At 62.3% G+C, this 4,578-nt stretch carries 5 protein-coding genes; 3 read left to right on the top strand and 2 right to left on the bottom strand.

Annotated features, from left to right (window positions below; translation table 11 throughout):
* Positions 1-229: 229 nt before the first annotated feature.
* Positions 230-1,948 carry a sensor domain-containing diguanylate cyclase gene (locus ACY693_RS15480; protein WP_462322711.1) on the bottom strand — a complete coding sequence of 573 codons (1,719 nt, stop codon included), beginning with the start codon at positions 1,946-1,948 and terminating at the stop codon, positions 230-232.
* Positions 1,949-2,150: 202 nt separating this feature from the next.
* Between ACY693_RS15480 and ACY693_RS15475 the strand changes: the two genes are divergently transcribed.
* Complete coding sequence (locus tag ACY693_RS15475) at positions 2,151-2,615, top strand: putative hemolysin (protein WP_462322710.1); 465 nt, start codon at positions 2,151-2,153, stop codon at positions 2,613-2,615.
* Between the two features lie 152 nt (positions 2,616-2,767).
* Entirely contained in the window at positions 2,768-3,658 is an 891-nt protein-coding gene (locus tag ACY693_RS15470) for an alpha/beta hydrolase (RefSeq protein ID WP_462322709.1), read from the top strand.
* Between the two features lie 9 nt (positions 3,659-3,667).
* On the opposite strand, the gene ACY693_RS15465 is transcribed toward ACY693_RS15470, so the two are convergent.
* Complete coding sequence (locus tag ACY693_RS15465) at positions 3,668-3,856, bottom strand: CPXCG motif-containing cysteine-rich protein (RefSeq protein WP_462322708.1); 189 nt, start codon at positions 3,854-3,856, stop codon at positions 3,668-3,670.
* Positions 3,857-3,998: 142 nt separating this feature from the next.
* On the opposite strand from ACY693_RS15465, the gene ACY693_RS15460 reads away from it, so the two are divergent.
* A partial coding sequence (locus tag ACY693_RS15460; protein WP_462322707.1) for an HAD-IIB family hydrolase occupies positions 3,999-4,578 on the top strand: 580 nt, incomplete at its 3' end.

Raw genomic sequence — 4,578 nt, 5'->3', positions numbered from 1 at the left:
GCAGACGCATTGCTCGACCGCGCCGACGCCGCCCTCTACAAGGCAAAAGAGAACGGCCGCAACCTTGTCTACACCGACATGCCACCCGATGGGTCAGGGTCCGATCATTCAACACCCGATGTGCTGGCGAAGACGCCTCCGAACAGGCTCCCGACTTGAGCATCCGACAGCCCCAGCTGCATCCTAGGCCGCGGCGAGATCACAGCAGCGACCGAAGCGCAGCCTCAGATCAGTCAGCGTACTCAACACGATCGCGTCCATTCGCCTTCGCCCGATAGAGCGCACGATCAGCGCATTCGAACAGCTGCCCTGGTTCGTCAACAAGCTCTGGCCAGCTCGCGATGCCTACTGAAAGGGTCACTGGATCTAGGATTTGGCCACCGTGACCGATGCGATCGGCCGTCACCAGCTTCCGTAAGGCCTCCGCACATCGGTAAGCATCGCGCTTCTCGGCGCCGGGCATCACAATGACGAACTCCTCACCGCCATACCGACACACCAGATCGGTATGCCGAAACACGGCTTGTAGATGTGCAGCAACTCGCTGAAGCACGGCGTCACCGGCAGCATGCCCATGACGGTCATTGAAGCGCTTGAAATGATCGACATCACAGACCAGCACGGACAATGGCGATTGCTGACGCTGAGCCAATGCCAGCTCCCGAGGCAGCACCTGATCGAGGAAGCGACGATTCTTCAGCCCGGTTAGCGCATCCTGGGAGGCCAATTGCTCCAATTCAGCGGTGCGCGCCCGCACCTGCCGCTCCAGCGAGGTATTCAGCAGCAAGAGCTCGCGCTGCATCCTGGCGTAATGAGACATCGAGATCGCAACCACTGACAAGGCAAAGCCTAGCGATCCCCAGCCGAGCGGGACCCGCCCCCAAGGCAGCAGGTTGTGGGCAACCGCCATATCGAGCAGGAGCAACAGGCTCATCAGTGCATAGGCGCCGAGGATGAACTGTTGATCAGGATGACCGCGCCTAACGAAGTCCAGCGCCGGCAGCAACAGCACCAGCACACTGATCAGGAACAGCAGATCGAAGACCGGGTAGGTCCCGGCCAACGAGACGACACCCAGCAAGGAGAGCGAGATCGCGCCAATCAGATAGGCCAGGTTCAGTCTCCAGATCAGCCCGAGCAGGCGTGCATAGGCTGGATGCAGCCAGTGTTGCAGCAGCAATGCCATCGCCACCGGAAGCAGAAAGTAACCGGCAGCGCCGAGATAATCCCAGACCAGCGGCGCATCGAGCAGCAACAGATTGACCTGGGCGCCACTGAGCACCGTGCTCCCCGAGGCCAGCGCAAACAGCGCCAGCGCCCCGAAAACGCCCTGCTTGCGTTGTACCAGCGCGAACAGCAACGACAACAAGCCAATCAGCAGTGTCAAGCTGCTCGCGAGCAGGCGGCCGACCGACCCAGTGATCAGCTTGCGCAGCAGATCGATCCGCTCCAAGACCTGGACCTCGCCCCAGAGGCCGATGTCCTTGTAATCAGAATAGATACGAAAGTAGATCGGTTTGCCCCCGCTATCCTGAGGCAGGGTAATCATGTGCCAGGGCCAACCCTCGAACCGCCCGCGCCCGGCATCATCGAAGCGGCCATATTGGTAGATCTTGTGCCCGTCCAGATAGACCTCGACGATCAGGTCAACGCTGAAGATGTAGAGCACCGGATCACGCCAGTCGCCCTCAGGCAGGATCGTGCGATACCAGATGTTGGTCCGACCATCGCGACCGGGCGGATTGGACGGAAATCCAATCGGAGACCAGTCGTCGGCCTCCTGATCCAGCGTCCATACCGGAATGCCGTCGGCAGTGAACGGCGAATCGCCCCAGCGGTACTCCCAGCCATCGGCCAATTCCATCGCGGCGAGCTCGGCCACAGACCCAAGCCAGAGCCCCCCGAGCACGCAAAACAGCAGCAGGAGCCGATCAGTCTTCGCGCGCATTCGCCGAATCAACAGCATAGGGACCGTCATCAACCACGAAGGCAAGGGCCTTGGAGCCAGCGCTCGCCTGCTCCAACCAGAGTCAACCGCGTCCGGCTCGGCATCAGACCGCAGCCCAAGAACGCTGCCAGATCTGACTTGCCTCGCGGCCGGTCGTCGCTCAGCATAAAGCACCTTTCTGTCAACGCACTCTCTGTGGCCCATGCCCCCGATTCATGCTCACTATGGTCTCATGACGCTGATCGCGGCACTGAGTTTTGCCGGCTCAGTGCTCGTCGCCAATGCCAATTCAACGACAGAGCCCCCTTCGTCTACAGGGGCACAGGAGCCACCGCCCGCTTCACCCGCTGCCGAACAGGGTCTGGCGAACCCAGCATCGGTGAACTGCGCCAAGCTCGGCGGGACGCTCGATATCCGCACGCGCCCGGATGGCGGCCAGTACGGCGTCTGCGTGTTCGAGGACAATCGCCAGTGCGAGGAATGGGCGTTGCTGCGCGGTCATTGCCCTGAAGACGGCATCAAGATCACCGGCTACGATAACGCTGCGCAGATCTACTGCGCGATCACCGGCGGCGAGGTCGATAGGCAGGCCGGCACCTGTCTGCGCGCAGACGGCAAGCGTTGTGGGCTAGACGAGAACTTCGCCGGCAGTTGTCCATCAGGCTAGCCGCTGCTCGCGCAACGACGGCAGCGACGACCCGCCGATCGTCGTCGCCGCAACCCTTGCGCTTGCGCTTGGACTTCATGATCCAGGGTCGGAGGGCGACCTAGCGACGATCGTCACTGCGCGCGAGAACAGCCCAGAGTTAGAGTGGCTCGATGATCAGCTCCATCATCACCACCGCCTCGCTGACGCTCGCGCTGCTCGCCTTTCTCGCGCTGCTCGTTGCGATCTTGATCCCGCTCGGCGTCCATCTGGGCTTTCGGGCACCGCGCATAGCGCCGACGACCTCGCCCGCGGACCTCGGCCTTGTGTTCGAGAGCGTCCGCTTCCCTACGCTGCGCGGCCGCAGGCTCAGCGGCTGGTGTCTGCCAGCGGCCGATGCCACGCGAACGGTCATCATCCTGCACGGCTGGGGCAGCAATGGCGAGCAGATGCTGCCGCTCGCGCAGCCATTGCATCGCGCCGGATTCAATGTGCTGCTGTTCGATGCACGCAACCATGGCGCGAGCGATAGCGACAGCTTTTCTTCGCTGCCACGCTTTGCCGAGGACCTCGGCGCTGCGATCGATTGGCTGCGCCGAGCGCATCCTTCGCAATCAACAGGCATCGCCGTGCTAGGCCACTCCGTTGGTGCCGGCGCGGCGCTGTTTGAGGCGACACGGAATCCACGGATCGACGCGGTGATCAGCATCGGCGCCTTCGCTGATCCGGCGCAGCTCACCGAGCGCTACCTGGCGCGGCTGCACTTGCCACGCGTTGTGGTCGAGCTCACCAAAGGCTATGTCGAATGGGTGATCGGTCATCGGTTCGCACGCATCGCCCCAGCCAATAGCATCCGCCATGTTCCCTGCCCTGTGCTGTTGGTCCATGGCGATCAGGATCGAACCGTGCCGCTCGAGGATGCCAGGTGCATCGCAGCGGCGGCCGATCCGGCACGGACACGACTATTGGTCATTGCGGGCGCGGGTCATGATTCGGTCGACAAGATCGAAGCCCATGCCGATGAGCTGCTCGCGTTTCTGGGGCCAGCATCAACAGCGAGATGATGGCTGCTGCTAGTCATCATCGCGTCCAACATCCAACCGCAGGAGGTTCCCCCAGGCATCGATCTCGGCTTCGAGCTCGATCGGCCGGCAGCAGACAGCGCAATCCTCGATGTATCGATGACTACCCGCCGAGCAGTCGACGGCGGCATCGATCCCCTCGCCACAGTAAGGACAGTGCACGCGGGTCTGTTCAAGCATGGAAACCTCTCGCATCGCGTCCTCTCGACGACCCCTGGCCGCCGTGCTGGTTTGACTCATCCTAGTCGATCTGTCGAAATGGATAGCAACGGCGCTGCGGCGTCCAACCCGCTCCATACCCAATCTAGACGGAGAGCCTAGCATGAAGATGCTTGCGACCGACCTTGACCGAACCCTGCTACCGAATGGCAGCTGGCCTGCGGACCCAGGGGCGATCGAGCTGTTCAACGACCTCACCGAGCGCCAAGGGATCTTCGTGGTCTACGTGACTGGCCGCAACCTCCGTCTGGCCGAAGCCGCGATCGACGAGTTTGGGATTCGTCATCCCAATGTGCTGATCGGTGATGTCGGCACCTCGATCCGCCGCTACGAGAACGGTCAGTGGCAGATCGATCAGGCCTGGGTCAAGCACGTCAAACAGGTCTGCCCGCGCTGGGATGCCGCGGCGGTGCGCGATGCAGTGGCCGATATCAGCGGGCTGCGCGAGCAGGAGTCCGAGCATCTGAGCCCGTTCAAGCAAAGCTACTATGTCGATCACGCCAACCGAGATGCGGTGATGGCGCAGGTCACCGAGCGCACCCAGGATCGCTTCGATGAGGTCGCGATCTACAGCTTCGACTCGCAGAGCGGGGATGGCCTGCTGGACTTTCTGCCCAAGGCAGCCACTAAGCAGACGGCGCTTGAGTTCCTCGCCGAGGAGATGGGCGTGCCCAAGCAAGAGG

The sequence above is a fragment of the Halochromatium sp. genome, from assembly GCF_054919635.1.
This window is presented reverse-complemented; position numbering and strand designations above follow the sequence as displayed.

Bases quoted from the DNA above. Each gene is read 5' to 3' on its own strand.
- ACY693_RS15470 (WP_462322709.1), top strand. From the start codon at position 2,768: ATGATCAGCTCCATCATCACCACCGCCTCGCTGACGCTCGCGCTGCTC.
- ACY693_RS15475 (WP_462322710.1), top strand. From the start codon at position 2,151: ATGCCCCCGATTCATGCTCACTATGGTCTCATGACGCTGATCGCGGCA.
- ACY693_RS15480 (WP_462322711.1), bottom strand. From the start codon at position 1,948: ATGCGCGCGAAGACTGATCGGCTCCTGCTGCTGTTTTGCGTGCTCGGG.
- ACY693_RS15465 (WP_462322708.1), bottom strand. From the start codon at position 3,856: ATGCTTGAACAGACCCGCGTGCACTGTCCTTACTGTGGCGAGGGGATC.